We start from the raw sequence: 26,158 nt of genomic DNA, 5'->3' as shown, positions 1-26,158 counted from the left end.
CAGTACATGAGTCAAAAATTAGGAGTAATTACTCCACAATTGCTACAAATTGAAAGCCCACTTACCTTAGCCAGTGGTGCCGTATTACCGCGTTATGACTTAGTTTATGAAACTTATGGTGAACTTAATGCTACCGCTTCTAATGCCATTTTAGTATGCCATGCATTAAGTGGAGACCATCATGTAGCAGGTGAAGATGCCGATGGTAAAGTGGGCTGGTGGGATGGTTATATTGGGCCAGGTAAACCGATAGATACTAATCATTTTTTTGTTGTCTGTTCTAATAACCTTGGTGGCTGTAGAGGAAGTACTGGCCCAACAAGCCTAAATCCAGAGACGGGTAAAGTGTATGGTCCAGACTTTCCAATGATGACATGTCGGGACTGGGTAAATAGTCAAAATGAACTACGTAAACATTTAGGTATTGATCAATGGGCTGCTTTACTTGGTGGTTCAATGGGTGGTATGCAGGTTTTACAGTGGTCGATTGATTATCCTGACAAACTTCGTCATGCATTAGTGATTGCCGCAGCTCCAAAACTTTCGGCACAAAATATCGCCTTTAATGAAGTTGCCAGGCGAGCGATTATGTCTGACCCGGAGTTTCACGATGGACGCTATATTGAAAAAAACACCATTCCTAAACAAGGTCTATCCTTAGCCCGAATGTTAGGACATTTAACATATTTATCTGATGACATGATGGGCTCTAAATTTGGTCGTGAACTGCGTGAAGAAAAATACCAATACAATTACGAAGTTGAATTTCAGGTAGAGAGTTATCTTCGTTATCAAGGTGAAAAATTTGCCACAAAACAGAACTTTGATGCTAATACCTATTTACTCATGACAAAAGCACTAGATTACTTTGATCCGGCGGCAGATTATGATCACGATCTCAGTAAAACCCTTGCTAAAGCGACCGCTAAATTCTTAGTTGTTTCTTTTACCTCCGACTGGCGTTTTTCACCAGAACGTTCACATGAGATTGTAAAAGCACTACTAGATAACGATGCAGACGTGAGTTATGCAGAAGTAGAATCTCAACATGGTCATGATGCATTTTTATTGCCAAATGATCATTATGAGGGGGTTTTTAATGCCTATATGCAAAGAGTGATTAATGATGTGAAGTTAGCGAACCAACAAGGAGAGTTGTCATGAAAAATATTTCTCCTGAATTTAAACTAATTTCTGACTGGATTACCCCTAACAGCCGTGTATTAGATTTAGGCTGTGGTGACGGCCAACTACTCAAACACCTTATTGATACCTACTCAATTACTGGTTATGGAATGGAGCTAGACTCGCAGAAGAATATTCAAGCGATTCAAAAAGGCATTAATGTGATTCAAAGTGATTTAAATAATCACGATATTTGTGAATACTTTGATGAAGATTCGTTTGATTTTGTGATTATGACTCAAGCTTTACAAGTAGTTAGTCGACCTGATGAACTGTTGGATGATATGTTAGCGGTTGGTAAACAGTGCATTATCACCTTCCCTAACTTTGGTCATTGGCGTATGCGTTTACAGCTACTGCTTAATGGCCGCATGCCAGAAACCGATACCCTGCCCTATCACTGGTACGACACCCCCAATATTCATATGTGTACCTTTAATGACTTTGAAGATCTCTGCGAAGCTAAGGGCTTGGAAGTTGTGGCCAGAACAGTAGTAAACGCAGAACACCAAAGTTCTTTTGGTATGCGTATTGCACCTAACTGGCTTGGTGAGGTTGCCTTGTACAAAGTGCAAAAGAAAAGCCAATAACAAACCGTCTATTTTCAATAATTAGGCTTCAAATAATAAGTTACCAGGCCTGGTAACTTATTAAATTTATCTAAATCACTGCATTAATAGCAATATTCATATTTCTGCAATACTCTTTATTGAGAATAATTTGCATTTACCATTCTGTTTTGCTATCCTGCATGTAAATAAAAACTATTATCATTTAAAAACTTATGCAGACACCAATACACTCTACTCTTCTAAGCGAATGCCACAATGGCCAAGTTTGCCAAATTGTCTCATTAAGTGGCAGTTTAGAACTCAAAATGCGTTTAATAAACCTAGGGTTTCATACCCACAGTATTGTTGAAACCATATTAAGCCGAGGGCAAAACATCGTTATTAGTGTTGACGGTAGTCGTTTTGCCATTGATAAAGAAATAGCCGAATACATTCAAGTAGAACCTCTAGCATGACCGTAATCAAGCCCAAAATTAAATTCAAAAAACAATCAAAACAAGGCAAGCACTCTTATCAAATTGCCCTGATTGGTAACCCAAATAGCGGTAAAACGACTCTATTTAACCGTTTAACAGGTTCACAGCAAACGACAGGTAATTGGCCTGGAGTCACGGTTGAACAAAAATCAGGTTTTTTTGATCTCAATGACCATAGCTACCACCTTATTGATCTACCTGGTGTTTACAGTTTAGAACAGTCATCTCATGCTGGGTTAGATGAAAAAGTTGCTACCGATTACCTTCAGTGCCAACCTGCAGATTTAGTTTTAAACGTGGTTGATGCAACCAGTCTAGAGCGTCAGTTATTTTTAACCGCTCAACTCTTGCATATGGGTTTACCAGTTGTCGTTGTACTTAACCGAATGGATATGCTCAATGAACGAAATCTAAGAATTGATGTTGATAAACTTTCAGAACAATTGGGCTGTCCTGTTATCCCTGTTTCAGCTTATTACAACAAAGGAATTGATCAATTAAAGCAACAGCTTCCTGAGTTGTTAAATAAACGTTCAAGCCTTCACTTTGATCTACCTGAAACCCTGCATAACTCAGTTCATGCCGTGCGTGACATTCAAGAAAACCCAGATTCTGATTCATGCTGGAAAACCCTGCAAATGTTGATTGAACCTCAACATGCTCCTCTTGAGTTACGCAGTTTCTGCCAAGCCGAAAAACAGAAAATAGAATCTCATTACCAAGAAGATTTGGCCTTGATTGCGGCTGATTTATATTTTCAGCATGCACATGACGCGGCTCACTCAAGCCAAGAGCATACCGATCAATTTACACGCAATACAACCGATACGATTGACCGTTGGGCACTTCACCCTTTTTTAGGCATGCCAATCTTTTTAGGCATTATGTATTTGGTTTTTGCACTCTCCATCACGATTGGTAATGCATTTTTAGACTTTTTTGATTTAGGAGCCCAAGCGATATTTGTTGACGGGCCTTCAGCACTTTTACAGTCTATTGGTGCTCCACAATGGATTATTGCCTTTTTAGCCCAAGGTATTGGCGGTGGTATTCAAGTGGTTGCTACCTTTATCCCGGTTATCGGGGCTTTATTTTTATTGCTTTCCATTATGGAAGAAACAGGCTATATGCAACGTGCCGCATTGATAATGGATAATTTTATGCGACGTTTAGGGCTATCTGGCCAAGCCTTTATCCCTTTGGTAGTCGGCTTTGGCTGCAATATCCCTGCGGTATTGGCAAGCCGTACCTTACCCGACCAGCGTGACCGCATTATGACCATTATGATGACGCCATTTATGTCTTGCAGTGCCCGTTTAACAGTGTACGTTATGTTTGCAACAGCATTTTTTGCAGACGATGCCGCTCTGATTGTTTTCTCACTCTACCTAGCGGGGATTCTAGCTGCAATACTCACCGCTATTATTCTTAAAAACACCTTGTTGCCAGGCAAAGCGCCAAAACTATTAATGGAATTGCCTATTTACCATAAGCCTGCCATTATTAACGTGCTGCAAAACACCCGTAATAAACTCAAAAGCTTTATTCTTGATGCCGGTAAAATCATTGTTATCGTGGTGCTAGTTTTAAACTTCTTTAATAGTTTAGGAACTGATGGAACTTTTGGTCACGAAAATCAACCCAGCTCAGTGCTAAGCACCGTTGCTAAGGTGGCTACCCCAATCGTGGAGCCACTGGGCATTTCAGAAGAGAACTGGCCAGCAACAGTAGGACTTTTCACAGGCCTGCTAGCTAAAGAGGTGGTTGTTGGATCTTTAGATGCTCTGTATCAAAAATCATCAACTGAACCTGTTGAACATACAGAGTATCAATTTTTAAGTGCCTTAAAAGATGCGGTTTTAACTATCCCTGCTAATATCTCAGACATTTTCACGAATATTGCAGACCCACTTGGCTTACACTCCATTGAAAGTATTGACGACAAAAGTCTTATTGCTGAAGAACAAGGATTTACGCTTTCAACTTTAGACAAAATGGTCACCTACTTTGATGGTCAAATTGGGGCATACGCTTATCTGTTATTAATTTTATTGTACTTTCCTTGCGTGGCCACTTTTGGAGCCATTAAACAAGAACTCGGCTGGCGCTGGGCAATGTACAGTGCTAGTTGGAGCATGCTTTTAGGTTACTCTGTCTCTGTTGGTTTTTATCAAATTGCCACTTATTCGCGTCATCCAGAACAAACAATCACTTGGGTAGCCATCATTTTGAGTGTTTTTGCTATTTTGTATGCTTATTTATGGAAAACTGGCCAACCCTACCGCTTAAAACAACAGATACAAAACAGATAAAACACTCATAAAAATATAGAGTAGAGAAGTCATTGTGATTTTATTAGATATTAAAAAATATATAAAAAAGCATCAACGGGTGACTCTTCGCGATATTCAACACCATTTTGATCTAGACGAAAAAGCCGCCATTGGTTTAATGGAACCTTTATTGCAACAAGGATATATTCAAGAAATTGTTAGCAATAACAGCCAAAGCTGTTCCACAGGAAGCTGCTCTAGCAACTGCCATCAAGTCAGTAAGGGAGCAGAATTTCAATGGGTAGATAAACCCCTAAAACCACTATCTATTAACGTACAAATTATTTAGAATAGAAATTTAATTATCTCTATTAGGTTTAGTACGCATGAACAAGTGGTTTAGAAAAGGAAATGGTCGTCGTTTTCACCGTGTCGACATGCCTGTACGTTACTTTATTGTGCCTAGCTCTCCTATAAAAGATAGAGAAATCTATGCAACAGGTGCAGATTACTTTCCGCAACCCCTAGTAAACATGATTGAAACCAGAAAATATGACACCATTCGTTCCGTTGAAAAAATTAAAGAACAAAACGTATTGGTTACTCAAATTTTTAATGATGTAATTGAAGATATTGAATTTTTAGGTGAATGTGTAAAAAATGTCTCAATTGGTATCAGTCCTAAAAATGACATTAGTTATTGGTTAAAAGTGAAGGATAAACTGAAAGGATTCTCTTCTATTCATCAAATTGAAGCCTCTTCACCCAAGACATTTCAATACTTATCAATGATTGAAGAAAAATATTTAAGTTATTTACAACGCTTAACCAACAGTATTAACGAATCTACTCCAGAACACTTTTATGTTGAGGGTCTTTTACCAATCGGTTATAAACTTGACGAAATGATGAGTGTTTTTCAAAACAAAAAATTTGCCAAGATACCGTTAATCCAAGCTATCTTACACTTGTCAGAGTTCTTAGAGGCTTATCTAGATACTTATCGTCAAATTAATGATGATAACTACGTTAAGCAGTTTCCTGAAAACTGGCCTACTCAAGTTGCCAACGTGAGTGCGAGTGGATTAGCTCTTTTATTACCTAAACGATTTGACATGTACACTCGTGTTGATGTCTATTTATATTTTGAACACGCCAATAAGATCCTTAACTTTGATGGTAGCGTAGTTGACCTGCGTGAAGACAATCAACAATACAAACAACGTGTTGCAATTAACTTTGAGTTTCCTAATGGTAATGATCAAAATTTCATTCAGCAAGAAATTCAAAAACAAGAAGTCAAAGAGTGCATGAAATTTGCTTTATACTCTTAAACAGATGATGTGCTTATTTAGTTATTTAATTACTTAGTTAGTTAATAACCGCCAATAAAATCGACAATCTGTTACTTTTTTTACTAAACTGTTTTTAAACCAAACATATATTAATAGAGATTTAATCACCGATGCCGGGCAGTAATCATAATTTAGATGCAAGCTTCATGGATGCTTTACCAATATCGGTAAGAGAAGCAGGTCTTGAGCTGATTCGTTTTTATAGCTTAGAAAAGATGCTCGATCTACGAATAAATGGCATTGATGATTTTTTAAAAGAACGCTATAAATTAAAAGAAGAACAATGGTTCCAAGTTTTAAATGCGGTAATCTTAACCAAAGTGAGTTATTTTGAAATCGAATTGCACTTTCCAATTCGTTATATTGATAAATTAATTGAAATCGCGGCGTTTGCTCGTGGCCTTGCTGATCCAGACCCTGTTAATTTATACCAATCAGTACTTTCTGATCACCCTCAATTTGCAGAATGGATTAAAAAAGCCATTCAAATCAAACAGCAGAATATACGCTTCCAAAATAACATACCTGTTTCAGCCTAAGTGATAATAAAATTCGGATAAAATAAGACTTATCACTAAACTAAATTAAACTAATCAAAAGTAATTAAGCTTCACTTTTTACTACGTATTTTTTATTGGTTAAGTTTAATTCGGCAAAGCAACGGTTAGCATGGCATCACGCAACTCTTTACGCTGTTCAAACAAAGTAATTTTTTGCTCCTGATCAGACGTTAATAAATCAAACTGCACACCAATACGGTGCGGATAAACACTATTTTTATACACTCTGTGCGATATAATTTTGCCTCGACAAACTAATATTTCGCCATCAATATCCATAAAAATATCCATTAGGCCAAATTTTTCATACGGTTTTTCAGATTCAAAACTAAAACCACCCGCACTTAGATTCACTCTATATTGAGTCCACTCATCAGAACGTGAAATTTGTCTATATACTTCTTTTAATCTTTCTAACACAGTGGCTTGTAGATTCAGTTTTTGTATCATCAAGCGTAATACCTTAGCTGGTAAAACACCAGTATCCGCTAATTTATCTAAGTTGGTCACATAGTCTTGATCGTCAAACAACGCTAAGGAAGGTCGTGAATAAATAAATATCTTGCCTTCAATACTCTTGTTAACCACCTCTTGAAGCTCATCAATATAACCGTCAATATGATGGTATAAACCCAAAATTAAAGGGGCAATTGAAGAGTCTTTCTTGGTCGTCGGTGGAGAGAACTTAGCGTCTTCTTTAGTTCTAAATTTATAGTCATTTGCTAAACGCGGATCATTAGACTCCATCAAGCTTTCAAGTAACCACCACATAAAATTGATTCTATGATTCAAAACATAAAACACATATAACGCATTTGAACTTGCATCAAAAACCTTATCTAACCAGCCATCAAGTTGAGAATTAAGCTCTTTTAACAGCTCTTCTTCTTGATAAGAGATTAACTGTCTACGCTCAGCTCCCAAATGCTTTCCATAGCGATCCACTGGCTCTAAGTGCATAGCCAAAATCACATCATAACGAAAGTGTCGTCGGGCATTAGACATTAAAAATAATTCCTATAAATTAAGTGTTTTACAACAGCAGTTACAAATTTTATTGTTTTATCATCTTTGTCCAGTACACAGGTCTTATTTAATTTCTTGTTACTGGAATCATTTTTTGACAAGGATAATTTTCAAAAGCAAAAGCTTGACCAAAGCCTCGAACATATCCACCTTTTATAGGTGTTAATGCAAATAAATGAAAGTCTGGCAATGTTATCAACATTGAAACGATCTCACCAAATTTCTCAGAAAACTTTAAAAGCACCTCATTATAAAGAGTTTGCTCTCGCTCTACTTCGGTCACACTAAGCTGTAACGTAATACGTTCTCTAGCAAACATTTGCTCGGTTGCAGACTCATCTGCCAATAATAATCCACTTATTAAGGTTGATGTTTTGTCTTCGATTTTATTGAGTAAAAGTAAATTTTGGGTGTGTTTAGCCAACTCACTCACATAGATAAAAAGTACGCCATCCAATGTAACAAACGGAGCAACACTACTCTCAATCTCACCTTTTGAGTCTAAAGTACTCAGAACAATAGATTGGCAATTTGCATAGAAATCTTCACAGAGTTGTTTATTTGTCATAAAACACCGTCATTTTAGGTTTAGTCTGTTAATAAAGACTTGGTTAACCATTTAGAAATAGCATCAATCTCAGGCATACAGATAGAGTGCTCCATCGGATAAGTTTGCCACTGCAATTCACAGCCTATTTGCTGTAAAAAATCTCTAGATTTTTCAGCCACGCTTAAAGGAATGACTTGATCATAACTACCATGAGCCATAAAAATCGCTTTGTTTTTTGCAACATTTGATTCTGACTCATTAAAACACACTGAAGGGTAATAAGTTGATAAGGCCAAAACACCAGCAAGCAATTTTTTTGAGTGGAGAGCACTATGTAAAACCACTAGCCCACCTTGAGAAAACCCGGCTAACACAATTTTATGTGGCTCTATGCCTTTAAGCATTTGCTGCTCTATCAATTCATTCACAACCTTAGCCGACTGGTTAATCCCTTCAATGTCTACTTTTTCGGCTATAGTCATAGAATAAATATCATACCAAGAACGCATCTCCATGCCGCCATTTACCGTAACAGGTTGAACAGGAGCATGCGGGAAAATAAAGCGAATACCGTGATTATTTGGTAGATTCAGTTGCGGCAAAATACTTTCAAAGTCGTGACCATCAGCTCCTAAACCATGTAACCAAATTACAGCTGATGTCGCTGGCGAAGTCGGCTCCACCACGATACTCGGGTCTAAATCCGCTAAAGTGTAATGTTTATTCATCTATCTACCTTTTATTTTTAATTTACCAGGCCTGGTAAAAACATCTTTAAACCTAAAGTTTTAAATTTATTCAGTGTTAAATAATTATCTATCGTGAGATATTTTGTTTGCTCTGCTAAAATAGCTTCATTTTAAAGGGTCAATCTCTAAATGAGAAACTTAATTGAACCCCACCATTGTAAAACTTGACGACAACAACCAATGCCGTTGTATCGGAATGTAATATTGGAACCCAATTATGAGAACATCAACCCTTATAAGCTTGCTTGCGTGTTTTTTACTGCTTACACAACTCACGGCTTGTGGTAAAAAAGGCCCACTTTATCTACCCGATGATCAAGCCGAAAAACCTGTGCAGCAAGCAAGTTCCGATGCACTGCGTTTACAGCCTAGTCATTAGTGACTATTGAGAACAGTTCTACTAAAACCTTAATTAACCCCCTTTCAGGAAACATCATGACTCAAGCGTTTAACTTACAAAAAACAGGCCTTTTTGCCGAAAATGTGAGTATCGAATCTCTAGCAAAACAATACGGTACACCACTTTATATTTACTCTCGTAGTGAGTTTGAAAACCGTTGGTTAGCGTTTGATGAAGCCTTTGGCTCTCAACCGCATTTGGTTTGTTATGCGGTAAAAACCAATTCAAATATTGCGGTTCTAAATGTTTTAGCAAAATTAGGAGCTGGGTTTGATATTGTTTCACAAGGCGAGCTAGAACGCGTGCTTAAAGCGGGTGGCGACCCTAAAAAAGTGGTGTTTTCTGGTGTTGCAAAACAATCGGTTGAAATTCGTCGTGCTTTAGAAGTGGGAATTCGTTGTTTTAATATTGAATCTCACGCTGAGTTAGATCGTATTCAAGCTGTAGCAGAATCAATGGGATTAATCGCCAATATCTCAATTCGTGTAAATCCTGATGTGGATGCTAAAACGCATCCTTATATCTCAACGGGATTAAAAGACAATAAGTTTGGTGTAGATATCAATACCGCTCCAGAACTTTATGCTGATGCTTGTGCTTGTTCAAACATTAACCCGATTGGGATTGATTGCCACATTGGCTCTCAGCTTACAGAAGTAACTCCTTTTGTAGATGCTTTAGAGCGTGTATTAACGCTTAAAAATACTCTTGCTGACATGGGCATTGATATTCATCACCTAGATTTAGGTGGAGGTTTAGGGATTCAATATACGGATGAAACACCTCCGCCAATCAAAGAATATATTCAAGCGTTACTCAATAAACTCAATGATGACACGATTGAAGTAATTATTGAACCTGGCCGTGCCATTGCGGGTAATGCTGGTGTTTTAATTACTGAAGTTGAATACCTAAAACCTACCGAGCATAAAAACTTTGCCATTATTGATGCCGCTATGAACGATTTGATTCGCCCTGCACTCTACCAGGCCTATCAAGAAATTGTACCTGTTAAACCAAGAACCGATGGCTTAGAAGCACAATGGGATTTAGTTGGCCCAGTTTGCGAAACAGGTGACTTTTTAGGTAAAGACCGTACTTTAAACTTAAAAGCGGGAGATTTATTAGCGGTTAAATCGGCTGGAGCTTATGGTTTTACAATGAGTTCAAACTACAACACTCGTCCACGTGCTGCCGAGGTCATGGTAAAAGATAACCAGGCCTGGTTAATTCGTCCACGCGAAACTTATGAAGACTTAATGGGTACTGAAATATTGATTAAAGATTAATCTATAATCAAGTGGCTCACTGCTGTACAGAACGAGTCATTCAAAGCAAAACATCATTAAATAACACTCTTTATTTAAAACATTGGACATTATCGGGCTTGGCCCGATAATCTTCCAAAATTGCATTTTACAAGCCTTAAAACCACGTAAAAGACTCTCAAGTCAGAGGGTGACAATCTGTTTATTTTTGACCAAACTCTAAAGAATTCAAATATATTGTTTTTAATGAATTTGTATCTCTGCGACTCACCATATTCAGTTTACCAGGCCTGGTAAAAATCAATTTTTAAGTAGCTTTGATTTGTTTGGCTTGCCATAAGTGTAAGGTTGAATATTGTTTTGGACCTGCCAAACAATTCTCTAACCCACGAACTCTAATCACCTGGTGCATTTCATTTATCTGTTCAAGTTGTTCAGGCGTTGCCGGTAATTCTGAATGGATTAACGCCGCCCAAATTCCGTCATCATCTTGCCAAGCAACTAATTGATTGGGAGTTTTATAATCCGTTAACCAGACATGTTGCTGAATTTGCGTTAACGCCATCCAATCCTCTATTCCATGAATCTGAACGGGTTCAGTGGTTAAACGCTGGCTAAAGAGTGTCTTATTACTGGGATGAAGCGAGACTTTTTGAGGTTTAAATGAATTAATCGTTTCATTTAACCAGGCCTGGTAAATTTCACCAACTTCAACCAAATAACGACATTGGCCAATTTTATCGACCGTTGCTTCACCCAAACCTAAATAGTCTGCCACTCGATAAGCATCTTCTAATTGGGCAATCATACTTTGGCACTGCATTGGCCTGCATGGTAACTTAGCTAAAGCGTGATGTAATTTTGAACCAATTAATTCTGGAAATCTGGCCGCTAAAGAAAGCGCCATTGAGTTAATCCGAGGTAAGTTTTGCAGTGCCGTTAAACGTTGCTCATCTAACAGGCATGTTTCAATTTGCTCGGCAATCTCTTTATTCACTAACCGTAATCGCAAATTGGTTAAAAACTTAACCGTCTCGGCTTTGCCTGGCCAACCAACCGTTGCTGCAATATCGGCTCTTTTACCAGAGAGCAATGCCACAATTTCAGGCTCTTCAAGTTTTGAGGTCACTAATCGCCATGCCAACATCGGAGCATGGTCTAGCAATTCTAATACTTGGGGGTATTTACCTGCGTAATGCAGTAAGGTCATTTGATGACTGGGAAACAACGCACAGCTGTCTTGCACCCATTGTGGAATTTGCTTTCGCCAATCGGCATATTGCGATTGTTTAGGCCACGACATAATTTTAAAAAAATCGGGATACTCTGGAATCGGCTGAGCATTCATCATCATGTTATCCCAACCTAAAATCGTAACCACCCCCTCTTTAGGAAAAAGTTTACGAGCATCAATATATAAAACTTGCTCAAATTCATCCCAAAAACAGTGTTTAGCGAGCTGTTGTTGCATTCGATCGGTTGCTGTCAATAAGACGGGCGATTTCATTTTTTTCTCGCTAAGTCGTTCAAACTGTTACCAGCTTGGTGAAACCTTAAAAAATAAGGTTTTGATGTATTCTGTTTCAGGAATTGCAGGATGCACAGGATGATCCGGCCCTTGATGACCTTGATCAAATAATTGTACATTACGGTCAATATGGCGAGATGCCGACTGAACCGCTTGCAATAAGTTGTCTCGTGTTAAGTGATGCGAGCAGGAAGCAGAGACTAAAATACCGTCTTTTTCTAACACTCGCATGGCGAGTTCATTAATTCGACGGTACGCCTCAAACCCTTGTTTGAAATCTTTTTTACGTTTAATAAATGCTGGGGGATCAACGATAACAATATCAAATTTTTCAGCTTCTTGTTTTAACGCATTTAATACATCAAATGCATTACCTTGAATGGTGGTCATTTTTTCTGCCACGCCATTTAAAGCGGCATTGTGGTCAACACCATCCAGTGCAAATTCAGAGGCATCTACACAGGTAACCGCTTCAGCACCGGCAACAGCGGCAGCAACGCCCCAACCACCTAAATAACTAAACACATCTAAAACACGTTTACCTTTAACAAGGCTTTGTAAACGTTTACGTGATTCTCGGTGATCGTAAAACCAGCCAGTTTTTTGGCCGTCTTCTACTGGGATTTCAAATTGGGTATTATTCTCAGTAATCACAATCGATTCTGGCAGCTCTCCCAATACCACTTCTTCATACAAAGGTAAGCCTTCTAAGCTTCGGCTAGCGGTGTCATTTTTCATAACAATGGCTTGTGGATGATAGAGGTTTTCTAAGACTTGAATAATATCGTCTTTAACGGCTTCCATTCCTGCTGTGGTAATTTGTACTGAAAATACTTCACCAAAACGGTCAATTACCAGGCCTGGTAAACCGTCTGAGTCACCAAATACTAATCGATAAAAAGGCTCATCAAAATACAGTTCACGTAAATCTTGGGCGGCTTGAATTCGTTTTTTTAAAAACTTGATATTAAAATCAACCTTTGCACTACGACTTAAAATTCGGGCACAAATCAATGAATTTGGGTTTACATACCCCATACCTAATGGCTTGCCATTTGAGGCTTCAATAATCACTTGCTGGCCAGGTTCAAACGATTTTAAAGACGTGGCTTGAGTATCTACTTCATTGCTGTACACCCAAACATGGCCTTGTTTAATACGGCGTTCTTCATTCTTTTTTAATCGTAGGCTAGCTAACATTGTTACGGTCTCTTCTCTTGTGTACATTCTATGTACTGTATTTCTATGTACTGTGTTTAGGTGTTTATCACTTGATTTTTTTACAAAATGAATATGGCGTTGATGAAACAAAAAGAGGTTTAACCTATCTGGTTAAACCTCTTAATAGTTAAGTCATTAATTAAAGGACTAAAGCTTAACAAAGCTAAGTCTGAATAATTATCAGCAAATAATCAGCAAATCATCAACTAGCCATCAATTAACTTTTGGTATTCTTCATCTGATAGCAAGTCATCTAACTCTGAGGCATCATGTACGGCAATTTTAAATAACCAACCGCCATCGTAAGGTTCTTCATTAATCAACTCAGGGCTATCTTCAAGATCTTCGTTAATTTCAACAATTTCACCACTCACAGGGGCAAATATTTCTGAAGCTGATTTAACCGATTCTAGAGACATAACCTCTTCTTCTGCAGAGATATCAATACCTAGTTGCGGAAAGGTAACGCTCATTAACTCACCCAATGATTCTTGAGCAAAATCGGTAACACCTACCGTTGCAATGCCATTTTCATCGATATATACCCACTCATGAGTTTCGGCATACTTTAAATGGCTTGGTAACACACTCATGCATAATTCCTTTTAATTAAGCTTATTTATGTGGCTATTATACTGGTTATATAAAAGATTTAGTTAACTGAGACAAGCAAACTTTTAACTATTTACATTAACCTGCTGGTTATCGGCTACTTCAACTCTATTTCGACCATTTTCTTTGGCTTTGTAAAGGGCTTCATCCGCTCGTTTTAAAAGTGTTTTGTCGTTATCCCAACGTGTCATATAAGCAACACCAAAACTCACGGTTAAATGAGTGGGTAACGTATCTTCAGGTAGAGTTTCAATTGATTTACGTAATCTCTCTGCAGTAATCTCAGCTTTTTCAAGGTTTGTTTCTGGCATAATCACGGTAAACTCTTCACCACCAATGCGGCATAGAACATCTATTTCTCTTAGTAACTTTGAGACCTCCTGCCCCAATGTAATTAGCACCTGGTCACCTACTTCATGACCATAGGTATCATTAACTTTTTTAAAGAAATCCACATCAAAAATCATTATAGACAAATCAAGTTGATATCGATGGGCACGATGGACTTCATTTGCTAAGGTTCTATTAAAGACCAAACGATTTGAAATGCCTGTTAAAGTATCAGTTTCAGATAGATATTCGAGCTTTTGTCGGTACTCTTCTTCACTGGTAATATCATGCATAATAACGCTATATAAAGGTTTTTCATATAAAGTAATCAAGGCTACTTTGATTTCAAAATAGTGTATTTTGGGGCCTTTTTTAATTTGTACTTTATGTCTTTTTTCTGGGTGTTTTAATACATAATCTAACCAGTATTCCCCATCTTGTTCTTTTTGTAAAAATCCCTCTTTTTTCAAAAAAGTATCACATACGCAATCGTATTTGTTGACGAACTCATCCACGTTAGAAAATTCAGAATAAAAATCAAAAAACTGCTGGTTTGCCTCTTTAATACGAGAGTAATTACTAACAAAAACAATCTCAGAAGCCGAATCTAGAACATATTGATAATAACGTAAACTTTTGTCTGAAGACTTCTTAAAGATATATAAAACCATAATAAACAATGTAAGGACCAATAACGCAACTGAACCGTATAAATACTGTCGATTTAACTGTTCAACATCGGTAAACGTTAATGCATCTAATGGTTTAAAAGTAAACCAATAACCCACCACTAAACCAGCATCATCATGAATCTCGTACTTGGTAATAATTTGATTTTTTACCACCTGTCCAGCTGGCAGTTGAGGAAATTCATTAACACCTAGCTCTTCTAGAGTTTGCACATGGTGCCAATCTATATCTTCATTAGCGATGTAATAATCGTCAAGAAAGCGATTTTTTCTGGCGTTAAGCAACTGTTCTTTATAATGTTTATCAACTAAAACAATGGATGAGATGTTTTGTAGCTTTTTTAATTTAAGAGATAATGGAGATACATGTGAAATAACCTCAACTATTCCCAATAGTTTTTGAGATTTATCAAAAAGTGGCACCATAGATTTAAAGGTTAAATTAAATTTACCGACACTAATACTTTTTAATATTTGTGGTGTTTTTAAGACTTCTTTAACATCTGAACGTGCTTCATAGATTGAATCACCTACTCTTTTAGTCCAACTACGGTAACGGCTCACGCCTTTTGTATCGATAATTTGAATCCATAAATCATCGTTGTGTGTTTGCAAACTAATTTGCTCAAGTAACTTATCAAAATTTAGGGACTTAGTGGAACTAGAAGAGAAATCTTGTTTTAAAAAGTCATGTACTTGATTACTTTCTGAAAGGGATAACGCAACCACCATAGAAGCTTCACGACTATCGTCTATTAAGCCAGTTATTTCATGTGAGATTTTTTTTTGATAGTTGTTTAATGAATCATTTAAAAGCTGAGCTTTAGCATTGTTATATAACCAATACACTGCAACAGCGATTAACATAAAAACGAGCGCACTAACAATATTTATAGGTGAGATTTTTTTTCGCTGTTGCATAAGACTCAAAAAACGCTCCTAAACAAAGGGGATTAAATTTAGATTAAAAATTATATCTCTCATTTACGAGTTTATTGCCTCTTAAAAAGATATCAACGCCTGTAAATAGCAAACAAAATTTACCAGGCCTGGTATTTTAAACTCGAATATTTCAACCATTCTAGCCTGTAAACCCACATAAAATAAATTGTTTTTTTAATGCAGCCCTAAATCCAGTTATAGCCAGGCTTCCTCTTTGTTAAAAAAATGTAAAAAAGCCATTGCTTTACTTATTAAAATTGTGAAATAGTGGCCGTTACCACTCCCCAAATAACAATATCAGACGATTCTCTAACCAAAATTGGCGGGTAGTTTTCATTTTCTGGTACTAGCCAAGTCCCTGTTGATTTCATTGACAAACGTTTTACAGTCAATTCACCGTCTAATGCAGCAATCACAATTTTACCATCTTGCGGCTGAATGCTACGATCTACCACCAAAATATCGCCATCTAAAATACCAACATCCTTCATAGAATCGCCCTGAACAGAGAGTAAAAACGTAGCCTCTTTGTTACGAATCAATTTCTCATTTAAATCCAATCTTGCTTCAATATAATCTTCCGCAGGGCTTGGAAAACCTGCCACCACTTTATGAGCGTACAAAGGTAACTCAACAAATTCACTCTCTTTTTCAGGCATATGCCAAATAAAAGGCGAATCAAACTGAGGCTGATTAGAGGGCAAAGCTTGCTGTAACAGCTTAGCATTGGGCTTGTTTTGTAAATTTAACCAGGCCTGTATTGCCGCTACCTTTGATTGCGGAACCCGCATTACCTTTGTTGGTTCACCAAATTTACCAGTACCTTTTTTACGTCCTGCTCCTTGGCGTACTCCACCGTGAGAAATAGGAGTCACTGTGTTATCTGTTTTTTGATTCATTCTGCTCTCTCACTTTTAATTTTATTGTTTATGGCTACTTTTATAACCCAGGCTATGATTACTCAGACGTGTTCCACATGAATCATCACACACATATTGTTTATAGTGTTTAGGTACGTCATAGCCAAAATTGGACTGAAGATATTACGCTTTAGATATAAATAAAAACCATAACAGCCGTATCTTGATTTGTGTTACACTTTTCATAAATTGGATTATATAGAAATACCTTCTGAAATAACAGCCAATACACAGTTAATATTTTTTACTCTCTTTACCTATCTTTTGAGTACACGCGTTATGCCAACCTATGCGTTAGTTGATGGAAATTCGTTTTACGCTTCTTGCCAAATTGCTTTTCAACCAGGCCTGGTAAATCGCCCTGTTGTGGTGTTATCTAATAATGATGGTTGTATTGTAGCGGCTAACCAAATCGCCAAAAATCTTGATTTACAACATGTAAAAGCCAATAGTATGGGGGCTGGCGGTTATCACGCCGCCACGCCAAATAGCATGATGTTTCAGCCTTTTTTTAAAGTTGCTCCACTATTAAAACGCTATAACACAGCGGTTTTTAGCTCTAACTATGAACTGTATGCCGATATGAGCCAGCGTATGCATGCGATTAGTGCTCAATTTGCGGTACGCCAAGAAATTTATTCCATTGATGAAAGTTTTTTAGATTTTACAGGTATTAATAAAAACGATATTCAGCAGCATGCAAAGCAGTTAAAAGAACGCATATCGCAGTGGATAGGTATCCCAGTTGCCGTTGGTATAGGCAGCTCCAAAACGCAGGCTAAACTTGCCAACCACCTAGCTAAAAAACTGCCTGATTGTGATGGTGTTTTTGATTTAAGCCAACTCAGTCAAACGACACTTAATACACTCTATAAAACTGTTAAAGTGGGGACTATTTGGGGTGTCGGTAAACGCTTAAATGCGCAGCTCAACGCACAAAAAATTCACACGGTGTATGATTTGGTGAGCTTAGATAGCAAAACATTAAGAAAAAAATTCTCAGTCAATATAGAGCGCATGGTATTGGAATTAAAAGGTCAAGCCTGTTTGGCATTTACAGAGAGTCCAGACAATAAACAAAACATTGTATCATCGCGTTCTTTTGGCCAAAACATGACTGATTTTAATGTCATACGTGAAGCGGTTAGTAGCTATACGGCTATTGCAGCCGAAAAACTGCGTAAACAAAAAAGCACTTGTAAAGCCGTTAATGTTTTTATTACCACACCACCTTATCAAACGCAGTTACCTCAGTATCATAATCAATATACTGTGCCGTTAATTTATCCGTCAGACAGCACCATTTTACTAACCAAAATTGCATTAAGAGCGTTACAAAAAATCTGGCAACCTGGCTATGCATACCAAAAAGCCAGTGTGATGTTATTAAACATACAAGATAAACAGAACTTACAAATTGACCTTTTTGCACCTAACCCAGAATATTCGGGTAACCCAAAGTCAGATAAATTAATGCAAACGCTAGATAAGATTAATCAACAGATGGGCAAAAACACCCTTAAACTAGCCAGTAGCGGTTTACAAAACCAGGCCTGGAAAATGAATCGAAACCTTATGTCCAACCGTTACACAACTCGTTGGCAAGAGCTATTAACGGTTAAAGCTAAGTGATTGGTCTATACCAAACTTACCAAAACGACACTTTCTACAAAAGATGTATTACCAATCATTAGTCACAAAAAAAGGGGCAATTGCCCCTTTGTTTGATATACCAAATCAGTAAATCTTAATCTAAACTGGTTGTTTCCATTGGCGAGTTAATGATTGCATCAAACTCTTCTTGAGAAATGTATTGAGGTACATAGGTAAAACCTTTGCTAGTTAATACATCCCAGAAAGATCTTAAGTGATTACGTGAACCTTTCATTAATTCAGAATAAACATTAACCACATCATCATTACCTTCAATTACCGCAATACTTTCAGCAATATCTTTAATATCCAACTCTTCAATTTGGTTACCAACTTGTAAAGCACCTTCTAAACTCTCGCTGCCTTTGGCAACTAAGGCCTCAAATATTTCTACAAAATGATAGTCTGTAAACACACCAACCGTTTCATCGGTAACTGGATCAGCGAGTTGATATTTTTCAATCAATCCTTTAATCGCATCAGTATGCGTTTGCTCTGATTTAGCGATATTTTTAAAGATATTTAATCCCCAAATATCGTAAAGCGTTAAATATACATCACGAGCTAATTTCTCTTCTTCACGCATAAACAAGATGCTTTGCTCTTCTTCAACAGAAATTGAATCAATCTCAGTTGACTCAACAACAACCTCATCTGTTGAAACTGTCGTACTTGCTAAAGCATTAAATGTTAAAGCTGTAAAAGCGATTGCAAAAAGTGTTTGAATTGTCATTTTCATAAGTTATTCCTTCTTATTTGATAACTTGTTTTGTCACTGCCTATATTAAATGTAAATATATTACATTTACAGATAAACATTCTTATATGCATTCATTAAAGACACTTATGCCATATCTAACTTATTTAAAAAACTATCGTCTAATACAAAAAAAGCGCTACCAATTTCATTGGTAACGCTTTAGTTATGAACAAAAAATATGTTCAAGTCATAGGTCAAATCTTAATGGTAAGACTTAGTTTATTTTTGTGTTTTACGTAACCCAATAAACCCAACCAAACCAATTAATATTGCAAGCAATGCAGGTACTAATACACCATCAAAGACACTCGCACTACCACCACCACTACTTGAAGAAACAGTTGCTCCTGGTGCAGCTGGTGGAACATAAGGTGGAATATAAGGATAGTTACCCGTTATAACACCTGACACCCCTTTTGAAACAATTGAATTAACAACTCCAGAAGCCTCTTCATTCCATACGGCATAAAGCGTCTGTCCATCTGGAGTAGGACGTAATTGCGACTCAAAACGTGAAGCATTAACAGGGTTATCCACTCTTACAACCGGTTCAAAATTCACACCTTTATCATATGAACGAGTGTAATAAATATCCTGATCCACTGGATCTTCTAAGTGTGTTGCCACATTAGTTTGTGTACCCCATGCAATCACAAACGCATCTGGGTTGTAATTTTGTGCAGGATCCTCAGAATATGGCGTTTTAACAAATCTTGGCTCTCTTACTGATAAAGGATAGGTCACCACCCCATTAACTGTTTCAGTTGGTAGATTTGAAAGATTATGAGGTACAGTCCATGTATCCGTTACACCATCATAATGACGTAACCAAAAATCATACGTTTTTTGATTGGTATAAGTTGATAACGCCCAATCACTTGTATATGAATAACCAATATATAAATCATCACCTACAATCGCACCACGATGTGCTAATGCATTTTCGGCATTATTCGTTTCAGTCGTATCCGTTAGGTTTCCACCTGTTTCCGTGTTGCTACTGATGTTTATAGCCGGGGCGTTATTCAATACTGTAGAAGCAGTCGTATAATCTGAAGTAACACAGTTTGCAATATCCACAGCTGGCGTCATATTTGATTGATCTACACCATTTTTAAGCAGACGTACCACAATATCTGATGGTCCACCTTGATCGTATTTACCTTCTTTCCAAAAAATACCCATTTGTAAACCACTTGTACCAGGTGTTCCCTGAGGTACAAAACGAACACGACGCGCATTTTCTGCTGGGTTCGAGATAATACAACCTGCTTGATTGGTTACCGAGCCTGGGTCAGTTGTATAAGCAAAGTTGTGGTAACGAATATACTTACCAAACTCAATTTCCTCTGAACCTTTCGTCTCTTCATAAGTCACGACTATTTTTGGTCCAACAATTGCGGTATTTGCTCTACTTGCAGCCGTTTTACCACCATCAATATTAGCCGCATCAACTAAGGCACCCGTGCTATCTCTAACCGTTCTATTCTCACCTGATAACGTATTTGTGGCATTATCAGTTAATCTAGCAACAGGCATAAATGCCACAGGCTTACCTGCTAAAGCTGCTCCTGTATCAGGATCTGTCTTCGTAACCACATTAGTAGTAGTGGTAAACCAAATATCCGTACCATGAGAAGCCGTTGCACCTGAAGCCCCATCACCTGGCCCATCAGCAGAACCAATTTGCAAACCTAAAGGATCTTCTTGCCAAGTCACAACAGATTTACCCATTGAGTTAACCTTGCTCACATCCTGTTTAGCATCACGTGAACCATCTGTTAACTGAACTGGATCTGAAATCCAGCTAATACCACCACTTCCAGAAACTGTTGCACCCCTAGCCCACGTACAACTAAATGGAATCTCACGATTTACACGAGTCACATAAGTCGCTGAACGCTGGTTGGTAATACCATCTGCATCGCCAGTTAAAGCATCACAAAACTTGTCAGTCCAAGTAATCATGATATTAGAACCACCATTTGAAATATTTGGCTTATCTGAATCACCATAATAAGGAGAAGGATCACCATTATCACCCTTCCAATCAGTGGTCATACTCGTTAATTCTGCCGTACCTGATACATTTTGCGGGCTCGACCAATTTGTCTCTAAAGCACAATCAGTATTTACGCTGTCGCAAGTTCTAATAAAAATATCACGTGCTGGACGCTCTGCATCACCTTTTAAGTCATACACCACATTACTGGCATTAACCCCATCGCCAAATACAGTAATTAACGCTCCATTACCTAATCTTACAAGCTTAGTTTTAAACGCCATACCTAAGTCAGGCGATTGTGCATCTGACAGGTTCTCAGGTGTACTAAAATGTAGCTCAGTTGTTGCTTCTGCAGCTAGAACATTACCACTTACTCCCATAGCTAAAGCCATGGCAATAATTAAATATTTCTTTCGTGTCTTCATACTCTCTACCTCTCCATTAAAATGGTTTTGTATCAAACCATCACTCAACTTTCATTGAGTTAACTCTCTCTCTTCAACTACTATATTACGCCTGTAGAAAAACATTATATATAAGTAGAAATTGGGTTCAAAAGATTGACTATGTTTTTAATCAAACATAAAAAACCACAATATATATTTTGAATATAACGTAAAAAAACTAGGGGATACAAGCGTTATTAAACAATCGTTTTAAAAAAGGCTTTATCATCACCCTAAATGGTTAATTTTTTGAACCAGATTTTAAATAAAAATTCTAAATAGCAAGCTAAAAGTCTGGCTTATAGCGATAAATTAATGGCCAAAAAAATTGATCTAAATCAATAATTTTTAAACAATCATGCATCACCCAAAGAGAATGAGAAAAACAAGACTCGTAATAAAAAAACTTAACTTATTTTTTAGACAAAAATGCATGATCAATGAGTAAAAAACACATTCAATCTAACTAAACTGACAAGTTCGATAAACAAATAGATAAAAAGATGGTGCGCTTGAGAGGATTCGAACCCCCGACCCCTGCCTCCGGAGGGCAGTGCTCTATCCAGCTGAGCTACAAACGCAAATAGTGAGGTCGCTATTATAAGGGGTTGAGAATGTTATTAATAGAAATCTAAATGAATTATTTTACGTAAATCACAATAGGTTAATCACACTACGTTGATTATTCTGCTTAGATTGCTTCAAACATTCATGACTAATTTACCAAAAGTCATTTTATGCAAAAGCTAGAAAGCGAACCTGAAATAGAGCTTGAGGCAATGCATCCGCTATTTAATGATTTAAGACATTGGAATGAACAAGCCGAACAATATTTACCAGGCCTGGTAAATTGCTGAGTTAATATTGGCGAAAATGATACGAATTAATATACGAGTATTATCGAATACTACAGTAAGTGTCTACCGCCATTTAAAGGCAATGAGATTCCCGTTGTGTAAGAGCTGTTCATTAAGTACATTACCGCTTGCCAAACTACCTCTTCCCCAGGTTCAATTGGAATGGCCGCCTGAGACAAACGTTTTTGTTTATAGGCTTCAGAATCTCCCTCATTAAAAATAATTAATGCTGGTGCAATATCATTTACTTTGATGTGCGGTGCAAACTTTTTAGCAAACGCTACACTGCTTGTTTGCATGGCCGCTTTACTTGATAAATAAGCGATATGTGTATCAGACACATGACTCACACTGTAATCAGACAAAGAGATAATATCTTTTAATTCAGAATTAGAAGCCAGTAATAAAGACTGTAACTGATGGTTTAAAAAATTAGGTACTTCAACATGTAATCTAAATAAACCTTGATAGGCAGTCGAAAAGACTGGGGCTTGTTCATCGCTTAGCCACACAGAGGCATTATGAATTACGGCTCTTAGGCTTTCACAATATTGTTTTATCTGTTTTACCAGGCCTGGTAAATTATTTTGATCATCAAAATCACATTGAATTGCAATAGCTCCTAGCTCAACCAGCTCATCAACTTCTGCATACTGCGTTCTATAAGTAAACACCACAGGATAATCTGTATTGGCCAAAAATTGACGCACTAAATAGGCACCAATTCGTTGACCACCGCCTGTAATAAATATTGCATTTTCTTTTAGCGTTTTGCTCATAGCACCTAAATCTCTGCTCTCTACCATAACAAGAATTGTGACAATACCATTTGAAGTTATATCATCAATTAAACAAAAATCTATTGTAACTGGTTTGCAGGGAATTTAATAAATAGACAATAACCAAATAAACAATAGCTAAAGCGAGTTCAGAGCCTTTTGAATTTTCCAATTTTAGTTTACAAAACTATCAGCAAGACCTTAACAAGGATAATAATCAAACAAATAATCGTAAAAACGATCTTATTCAACTCTCTACTATATCGACTAGCATCCAAAAGTTAATCTCAAAACATTACATTTACTCTAACCCCATATTAATATTTTTTATATAATGATTGGCTAGCAATTAAATTGCTTAAATTATTCAGTGAACACAGAGATAAAATAGATGAAAAATCGTACATTTGATGTCGTTATTGTTGGCGGTGGAATTTCAGGAAGTGCATTAACGTACCTACTTTCTAAATACACAAATGTCGGTTCTGTGGCCATGCTAGAAAAATATGGTTCACTTGCTCCATTAAACTCTCATGCTCGTTCAAACAGCCAAACTTTGCATTGTGGTGACATCGAAACTAACTACAGTCTAGAAAAAGCCAAATTGGTTAAGCAACAAGCCAATATGATTGTTCACTATGCAAAACAAGTAGAAAAAAACGACTTTTTATATAAGTTTCCAAAAATGATTTTGGCGGTTGGTGAAGAAGAATGTGAACGCTTAGAAAAACGCTATCATGAGTTTGCAGAAGCCTTTCCTTACATGGAACTTTGGGATGCCGAACGCATTGCCGAAGTGGAACCTGCCGTTGCCTTGATTGATGGTAAACCCCGTCCAGAAAAAATTATTGCTTCAGGCTGTACAGACGAATACTCTGCCGTAAACTATGGCAACCTTTCTAAGGCATTTATAAACAGTGCCAGAAACACCAATACTGAAATTAACGTCTCTTTGAGCAGTGAAGTAGAAAAAATCACTAAGTTTGATGACCATTACGAATTAGTTACACCGCAAGGCACCTTCTTTGCCAAATTTGTTGTGGTTTCAGCCGGTGCTCACAGCTTATTGCTTGCCAACCAACTAGGTCATGGTATGGACATGTCTATCTTACCTATGGCTGGTAGCTTTTATTACGTGCCAAAAATGCTTAACGGTAAAGTGTACACCATGCAAAATGACAAACTACCGTTTGCCGCATTACATGGTGACCCAGACTTAATTGAGTTAAATAAAACTCGTCTTGGACCAACCGCCTTAGTATTACCAAAATTAGAGCGTTATACTGGTGGAACCTACCTGGATTTTTGGAAGAGCTTAAAACTCGATACGAAAGTGTTAAAAGTTTTTTGGGATTTAATGAAAGACAGTACTATTCGTAACTATATCTTTAGAAACTTTATGTTTGAAGTTCCTAAACTTCGTCAAAAACTGTTTGCCAAAGATGCCAGTAAAATCATTCCGAGCTTAAAGCCTGAAGACTTGGAATACGCTAAAGGTATTGGCGGTTTACGTCCACAAGTTATTGATAAAACTACCATGGAACTCAAATTGGGTGAAGCCAGCATTGTGCCTGAAAATGAAAACCTTATTTTCAATATGACACCATCTCCAGGTGCAACAACCTGTTTAGGCAACGCTTACCGTGATGCACAAATCATTGCCGATCGTTTAGGTATTGAACTTGATCGTGAAGCCGTTATTAATGAGCTGCTTGGCGGCACTGATATTCCACGCTAAAGAAAAATTCAAATGACTACACCGCTTCCAGTTCACCTTATAACAGGCCTGCTTGGGAGCGGTAAAACTACCTGTTTAAAACACCTCATTCAACAAAAACCAACCAATGAACACTGGGCCATTCTCATTAATGAATTTGGTGAAGTAGATATTGATGCTAGCCAACTGCTTGCAAACCCAGAGTTAACCGAAGGCAGCTCTAATTCATTAGAGATTAAAGCTGTGTCAGGGGGTTGTATATGTTGCACCGCACAACTTGGCTTGGTGAATACGTTAAACAAACTACTTAGCCAAACCACAAAATCCATAGACCGGATTTGGATAGAACCGACTGGGTTAGGTCATCCTGCAAAAATAATAGATGCTTTGCAACAAACTCAATTTATACAACCTTTGCAACTACAAAAGATTGCTTGTGTGGTCACCCCTCTGCAACTCACTGCAGAGCGTTGGCAAAAATCTGAAGTAATGCGAGACCTGGTTAATCTGGCAGATACCATTATTTTAAATAAGACAGATTTAGCAGATCAACAAGCCTTAGATTCCGCCAAAACCCTATTAAAAAACTGCTACCCACCCAAAAACGAAATTATTGAAACTCAATATGCAGACCTAACACTCAGCACTTTGCTAAAACCAAGAACACAAAAGGGGTTTACTCTGCTTTCACAAATTTTGCCTAGCAACTCGTTACAATGCCACACATTTTCAGACCGTTCATTACAAGATATTTCATTAAAAGATATCTCATTAAAAGAGCATACAGATCACCAACAGCAAACTTTGTATCCGCAACAGCCTTTTAACTCTAGTATTTCTGGCACACAACAATGTTTTGTAAGCCAAACTGATTCTGGTGAACTTTTGAGCATGGGTTGGATTTGGAACAATGACCTGCAATTTAATCGCGTAAAACTCAAAGCCTTTTTTACAGAAATCGGCCCTTATATCATTCGTGCTAAAGGCTTACTTAAAACCGGAAAAGAGTGGCAATTGGTTAATTGGTCAAACGAAGAATTACAATTTGAAGACATTGCTTGGCGACAAGACAACCGATTAGAGTGCCTATTTAAGGCTGATAATAATGAGGCAAAAAACAGAGCCAATATTTCTATTCAAACCCTTGAAAGCAAAATAAAAAACACTATACATAACCTGTAATTCGATGTTTTTGATTAATAATTTATATTGATTAAACTCACTATTTGGATGATTAACCCACCAATTTAGTCAATTATTTGATAGAATCGCACGTTACCTTGAG

General features: G+C 37.3%; 23 protein-coding genes and 1 tRNA gene. 12 read left to right on the top strand and 12 right to left on the bottom strand.

Translation table 11 applies throughout. The annotated features are described in order from the left end of the window. The first annotated feature begins 6 nt into the window (after positions 1 to 6). The 7 genes from metX to ACORJQ_RS03910 all read left to right on the top strand — a co-directional run bounded on the left by metX (position 7) and on the right by ACORJQ_RS03910 (position 6,400). Positions 7 to 1,164, top strand: a complete 1,158-nt coding sequence (gene metX / locus ACORJQ_RS03940) for a homoserine O-succinyltransferase MetX (RefSeq protein ID WP_321326198.1) — start codon at positions 7 to 9, stop codon at positions 1,162 to 1,164. A gap of 5 nt (positions 1,165 to 1,169) precedes the next feature. After that, a complete protein-coding gene (gene metW / locus ACORJQ_RS03935) occupies positions 1,170 to 1,775 on the top strand; it encodes a methionine biosynthesis protein MetW (protein ID WP_321326840.1) in 606 nt (201 codons plus the stop codon). A gap of 194 nt (positions 1,776 to 1,969) precedes the next feature. Then, entirely contained in the window at positions 1,970 to 2,212 is a 243-nt protein-coding gene (locus ACORJQ_RS03930) for a FeoA family protein (RefSeq protein WP_321326196.1), read from the top strand. Next, positions 2,209 to 4,545, top strand: coding sequence for a Fe(2+) transporter permease subunit FeoB (gene feoB, locus ACORJQ_RS03925; protein ID WP_321326194.1), 2,337 nt, complete (start codon positions 2,209 to 2,211; stop codon positions 4,543 to 4,545). Before ACORJQ_RS03930 ends, feoB begins: the two co-directional genes overlap by 4 nt. A gap of 34 nt (positions 4,546 to 4,579) precedes the next feature. Next, positions 4,580 to 4,855 carry a FeoC-like transcriptional regulator gene (locus ACORJQ_RS03920; protein ID WP_321326192.1) on the top strand — a complete coding sequence of 92 codons (276 nt, stop codon included), beginning with the start codon at positions 4,580 to 4,582 and terminating at the stop codon, positions 4,853 to 4,855. A gap of 37 nt (positions 4,856 to 4,892) precedes the next feature. Continuing rightward, the gene (locus ACORJQ_RS03915; protein WP_321326190.1) at positions 4,893 to 5,840 is read left to right on the top strand and encodes a PilZ domain-containing protein; all 948 of its coding nucleotides are present in this window, start codon (positions 4,893 to 4,895) and stop codon (positions 5,838 to 5,840) included. 131 nt (positions 5,841 to 5,971) lie between these two features. Further along, positions 5,972 to 6,400: a hypothetical protein gene (locus ACORJQ_RS03910; RefSeq protein WP_321326188.1), complete on the top strand. Its 429-nt coding sequence runs from the start codon at positions 5,972 to 5,974 to the stop codon at positions 6,398 to 6,400. A 105-nt stretch (positions 6,401 to 6,505) separates the two neighbouring features. On the opposite strand, the gene ACORJQ_RS03905 is transcribed toward ACORJQ_RS03910, so the two are convergent. The 3 genes from ACORJQ_RS03905 to ACORJQ_RS03895 form a co-directional block, all read right to left on the bottom strand. Continuing rightward, positions 6,506 to 7,426, bottom strand: a complete 921-nt coding sequence (locus ACORJQ_RS03905; RefSeq protein ID WP_321326187.1) for a PilZ domain-containing protein — start codon at positions 7,424 to 7,426, stop codon at positions 6,506 to 6,508. Positions 7,427 to 7,514: 88 nt separating this feature from the next. Continuing rightward, positions 7,515 to 8,015, bottom strand: coding sequence for a HugZ family pyridoxamine 5'-phosphate oxidase (locus ACORJQ_RS03900; RefSeq protein WP_321326185.1), 501 nt, complete (start codon positions 8,013 to 8,015; stop codon positions 7,515 to 7,517). Positions 8,016 to 8,035: 20 nt separating this feature from the next. After that, positions 8,036 to 8,725 carry an alpha/beta hydrolase gene (locus ACORJQ_RS03895; RefSeq protein ID WP_321326183.1) on the bottom strand — a complete coding sequence of 230 codons (690 nt, stop codon included), beginning with the start codon at positions 8,723 to 8,725 and terminating at the stop codon, positions 8,036 to 8,038. 238 nt (positions 8,726 to 8,963) lie between these two features. Between ACORJQ_RS03895 and lptM the strand changes: the two genes are divergently transcribed. Both lptM and lysA read left to right on the top strand, forming a co-directional pair. Next, positions 8,964 to 9,125, top strand: coding sequence for an LPS translocon maturation chaperone LptM (lptM, locus tag ACORJQ_RS03890; protein WP_321326182.1), 162 nt, complete (start codon positions 8,964 to 8,966; stop codon positions 9,123 to 9,125). Between the two features lie 56 nt (positions 9,126 to 9,181). Next, a complete protein-coding gene (lysA, locus tag ACORJQ_RS03885; RefSeq protein ID WP_321326180.1) occupies positions 9,182 to 10,435 on the top strand; it encodes a diaminopimelate decarboxylase in 1,254 nt (417 codons plus the stop codon). Between the two features lie 286 nt (positions 10,436 to 10,721). Here the strand turns inward: lysA and ACORJQ_RS03880 are convergent, their stop codons facing one another. From ACORJQ_RS03880 to ACORJQ_RS03860, 5 genes are all read right to left on the bottom strand, one after another. Next, entirely contained in the window at positions 10,722 to 11,921 is a 1,200-nt protein-coding gene (locus tag ACORJQ_RS03880) for a hypothetical protein (protein ID WP_321326178.1), read from the bottom strand. Between the two features lie 27 nt (positions 11,922 to 11,948). Further along, positions 11,949 to 13,142: a class I SAM-dependent rRNA methyltransferase gene (locus ACORJQ_RS03875; protein WP_321326176.1), complete on the bottom strand. Its 1,194-nt coding sequence runs from the start codon at positions 13,140 to 13,142 to the stop codon at positions 11,949 to 11,951. A gap of 227 nt (positions 13,143 to 13,369) precedes the next feature. Beyond that, positions 13,370 to 13,756 carry a glycine cleavage system protein GcvH gene (gcvH, locus tag ACORJQ_RS03870; RefSeq protein WP_321326175.1) on the bottom strand — a complete coding sequence of 129 codons (387 nt, stop codon included), beginning with the start codon at positions 13,754 to 13,756 and terminating at the stop codon, positions 13,370 to 13,372. 84 nt (positions 13,757 to 13,840) lie between these two features. Beyond that, positions 13,841 to 15,715, bottom strand: coding sequence for a sensor domain-containing diguanylate cyclase (locus ACORJQ_RS03865; RefSeq protein ID WP_321326838.1), 1,875 nt, complete (start codon positions 15,713 to 15,715; stop codon positions 13,841 to 13,843). Between the two features lie 272 nt (positions 15,716 to 15,987). Next, positions 15,988 to 16,635: a LexA family protein gene (locus ACORJQ_RS03860; protein ID WP_321326173.1), complete on the bottom strand. Its 648-nt coding sequence runs from the start codon at positions 16,633 to 16,635 to the stop codon at positions 15,988 to 15,990. A 300-nt stretch (positions 16,636 to 16,935) separates the two neighbouring features. Here ACORJQ_RS03860 and ACORJQ_RS03855 point away from each other — a divergent pair, with 300 nt between their 5' ends. Continuing rightward, on the top strand, positions 16,936 to 18,288 hold the full coding sequence (locus tag ACORJQ_RS03855; protein ID WP_321326171.1) for a Y-family DNA polymerase: 1,353 nt from the start codon (positions 16,936 to 16,938) through the stop codon (positions 18,286 to 18,288). Positions 18,289 to 18,403: 115 nt separating this feature from the next. Here ACORJQ_RS03855 and ACORJQ_RS03850 read toward each other — a convergent pair whose 3' ends face one another. The 4 genes from ACORJQ_RS03850 to folM form a co-directional block, all read right to left on the bottom strand. Next, positions 18,404 to 19,048, bottom strand: coding sequence for a DUF2202 domain-containing protein (locus ACORJQ_RS03850; protein WP_321326169.1), 645 nt, complete (start codon positions 19,046 to 19,048; stop codon positions 18,404 to 18,406). Positions 19,049 to 19,288: 240 nt separating this feature from the next. Continuing rightward, entirely contained in the window at positions 19,289 to 21,499 is a 2,211-nt protein-coding gene (locus ACORJQ_RS03845; RefSeq protein WP_321326167.1) for a choice-of-anchor O protein, read from the bottom strand. Positions 21,500 to 22,024: 525 nt separating this feature from the next. Next, positions 22,025 to 22,101: transfer RNA gene (locus ACORJQ_RS03840), tRNA-Arg, on the bottom strand. A 326-nt stretch (positions 22,102 to 22,427) separates the two neighbouring features. Next, on the bottom strand, positions 22,428 to 23,156 hold the full coding sequence (gene folM / locus ACORJQ_RS03835) for a dihydromonapterin reductase (RefSeq protein WP_321326165.1): 729 nt from the start codon (positions 23,154 to 23,156) through the stop codon (positions 22,428 to 22,430). Positions 23,157 to 23,547: 391 nt separating this feature from the next. Between folM and ACORJQ_RS03830 the strand changes: the two genes are divergently transcribed. Further along, positions 23,548 to 24,894, top strand: coding sequence for an FAD-dependent oxidoreductase (locus ACORJQ_RS03830; RefSeq protein ID WP_321326164.1), 1,347 nt, complete (start codon positions 23,548 to 23,550; stop codon positions 24,892 to 24,894). A gap of 12 nt (positions 24,895 to 24,906) precedes the next feature. Next, the gene (locus ACORJQ_RS03825) at positions 24,907 to 26,055 is read left to right on the top strand and encodes a CobW family GTP-binding protein (RefSeq protein WP_321326162.1); all 1,149 of its coding nucleotides are present in this window, start codon (positions 24,907 to 24,909) and stop codon (positions 26,053 to 26,055) included. The last annotated feature ends 103 nt before the right edge of the window (positions 26,056 to 26,158 follow it).

The organism is Thiomicrorhabdus sp. (genome assembly GCF_963662555.1).
Taxonomy (GTDB): domain Bacteria; phylum Pseudomonadota; class Gammaproteobacteria; order Thiomicrospirales; family Thiomicrospiraceae; genus Thiomicrorhabdus.
Note: the sequence above shows the minus strand (reverse complement) of the source record. Positions and strands in the feature narration are given on the sequence as shown.

Bases quoted from the DNA above. Each gene is read 5' to 3' on its own strand.
- ACORJQ_RS03880 (WP_321326178.1), bottom strand. From the start codon at position 11,921: ATGAAATCGCCCGTCTTATTGACAGCAACCGATCGAATGCAACAACAG.
- folM (WP_321326165.1), bottom strand. From the start codon at position 23,156: ATGAGCAAAACGCTAAAAGAAAATGCAATATTTATTACAGGCGGTGGT.
- ACORJQ_RS03845 (WP_321326167.1), bottom strand. From the start codon at position 21,499: ATGAAGACACGAAAGAAATATTTAATTATTGCCATGGCTTTAGCTATG.
- ACORJQ_RS03855 (WP_321326171.1), top strand. From the start codon at position 16,936: ATGCCAACCTATGCGTTAGTTGATGGAAATTCGTTTTACGCTTCTTGC.
- ACORJQ_RS03930 (WP_321326196.1), top strand. From the start codon at position 1,970: ATGCAGACACCAATACACTCTACTCTTCTAAGCGAATGCCACAATGGC.
- ACORJQ_RS03895 (WP_321326183.1), bottom strand. From the start codon at position 8,725: ATGAATAAACATTACACTTTAGCGGATTTAGACCCGAGTATCGTGGTG.
- ACORJQ_RS03915 (WP_321326190.1), top strand. From the start codon at position 4,893: ATGAACAAGTGGTTTAGAAAAGGAAATGGTCGTCGTTTTCACCGTGTC.
- ACORJQ_RS03865 (WP_321326838.1), bottom strand. From the start codon at position 15,715: ATGCAACAGCGAAAAAAAATCTCACCTATAAATATTGTTAGTGCGCTC.
- metX (WP_321326198.1), top strand. From the start codon at position 7: ATGAGTCAAAAATTAGGAGTAATTACTCCACAATTGCTACAAATTGAA.
- lysA (WP_321326180.1), top strand. From the start codon at position 9,182: ATGACTCAAGCGTTTAACTTACAAAAAACAGGCCTTTTTGCCGAAAAT.
- ACORJQ_RS03860 (WP_321326173.1), bottom strand. From the start codon at position 16,635: ATGAATCAAAAAACAGATAACACAGTGACTCCTATTTCTCACGGTGGA.
- feoB (WP_321326194.1), top strand. From the start codon at position 2,209: ATGACCGTAATCAAGCCCAAAATTAAATTCAAAAAACAATCAAAACAA.
- ACORJQ_RS03900 (WP_321326185.1), bottom strand. From the start codon at position 8,015: ATGACAAATAAACAACTCTGTGAAGATTTCTATGCAAATTGCCAATCT.
- ACORJQ_RS03830 (WP_321326164.1), top strand. From the start codon at position 23,548: ATGAAAAATCGTACATTTGATGTCGTTATTGTTGGCGGTGGAATTTCA.
- ACORJQ_RS03905 (WP_321326187.1), bottom strand. From the start codon at position 7,426: ATGTCTAATGCCCGACGACACTTTCGTTATGATGTGATTTTGGCTATG.
- lptM (WP_321326182.1), top strand. From the start codon at position 8,964: ATGAGAACATCAACCCTTATAAGCTTGCTTGCGTGTTTTTTACTGCTT.
- ACORJQ_RS03875 (WP_321326176.1), bottom strand. From the start codon at position 13,142: ATGTTAGCTAGCCTACGATTAAAAAAGAATGAAGAACGCCGTATTAAA.
- gcvH (WP_321326175.1), bottom strand. From the start codon at position 13,756: ATGAGTGTGTTACCAAGCCATTTAAAGTATGCCGAAACTCATGAGTGG.
- ACORJQ_RS03910 (WP_321326188.1), top strand. From the start codon at position 5,972: ATGCCGGGCAGTAATCATAATTTAGATGCAAGCTTCATGGATGCTTTA.
- ACORJQ_RS03825 (WP_321326162.1), top strand. From the start codon at position 24,907: ATGACTACACCGCTTCCAGTTCACCTTATAACAGGCCTGCTTGGGAGC.
- ACORJQ_RS03850 (WP_321326169.1), bottom strand. From the start codon at position 19,048: ATGAAAATGACAATTCAAACACTTTTTGCAATCGCTTTTACAGCTTTA.